Below are 1,213 nucleotides of genomic sequence, written 5' to 3'. Positions count from 1 at the left end.
ACACTTCCTTCACCAACTACATAAGCTACCAATCGTTTGTCTCCTGGATGATCCTCTCTTACCAGTACAACAGCTTCTTTTACGGACAAATGCGCCTGCAAAGTTGCTTCAACTTCTCCCAGTTCAATCCGGAAACCACGAATTTTTACTTGGTCATCCATACGACCATGGAACTGGAGATCACCGTCAGACAGATAACTTGCTTTGTCCCCAGTGTAATAGAGACGTTCCCCTGACTTAAACGGATGCGGAATGAATTTTTCCTCTGTGAGTTCCGGACGATTAGCATAGCCACGAGCCAGGCTCTTTCCTCCGATATATAGATCTCCAATCACACCCACTGGCACCGGCTGAAGGTGAGAATCTAACACATATACTTCTGTATTCGCAATCGGTCGACCAATCGACGGAGTACCTGTTGTCATTCCTACAGGCACATAACAATCAGTGGTAACGACGGTATTTTCCGATGGACCATACTGATTAATCACTGCAAAAGGGATTTGTTTAGATGGATACTGTGTTAACTGATCTCCTCCCGTAATGATAAAACGGAGATCCGTCTTCTCTGGCCAAGATAATTTCAAGAGTCTTTCCAGAATAGGTGTAGGCGCAAAGCTAGCCGTGATCCGTGAATCAATGAGCCAATCTCGTAGAGCCTCCGGATTGATTCGCAACTCTTCTGTCGACAGGTATAGTGCTGCACCAGCAGTGAGATAAGGCCAAATCTCCTGGACAGCTGAGTCAAAGGCAATCCCCGCAATTTGAGTCGCACGATCCTGTGCTGTAATTTGGTATACCGCTTGATGCCAAGAGACCATATTCATCAATGACCGATATTCGACCATGACACCCTTTGGCTTTCCTGTGGAACCAGAGGTGTAGACGATATAAGCTAAGTGCTCGGGTTTCACTTGCCGCTTCGGTGCGATCACGCTTTCATCTGTTATTTCTTCTAATCTCACCGTTTCGACCTGCTCAGAAAGGCTTTCTTGCGCTGCCGTCGTCACTACGATTTGGATCCCTGCATCTTCAATCATGTATTGTAACCGTGATTTCGGATACAACGGATCTAGAACGACATAGGCCCCGCCAGCTTTCAATATGCCAAGTAAACTTGACATGAGCTCAGCCGATCTCGGGAGGTAGACACCCACAACTGATTCAGGACCAACCCCTTTTCTCTGCAAAACATGTGCCAACTGATTTGCCC

At 46.8% G+C, this 1,213-nt stretch carries 1 protein-coding gene; it reads right to left on the bottom strand.

Annotated elements, in window-relative coordinates; all coding sequences use genetic code 11:
- A partial coding sequence (locus tag JDS96_RS30435; RefSeq protein ID WP_199669088.1) for a non-ribosomal peptide synthetase occupies positions 1–1,213 on the bottom strand: 1,213 nt, incomplete at both ends.

This window comes from Bacillus cereus group sp. N21, assembly GCF_016483395.1.
In the GTDB taxonomy this organism is placed as follows: Bacteria; Bacillota; Bacilli; order Bacillales; family Bacillaceae_G; genus Bacillus_A; species Bacillus_A pseudomycoides.
This window is presented reverse-complemented; position numbering and strand designations above follow the sequence as displayed.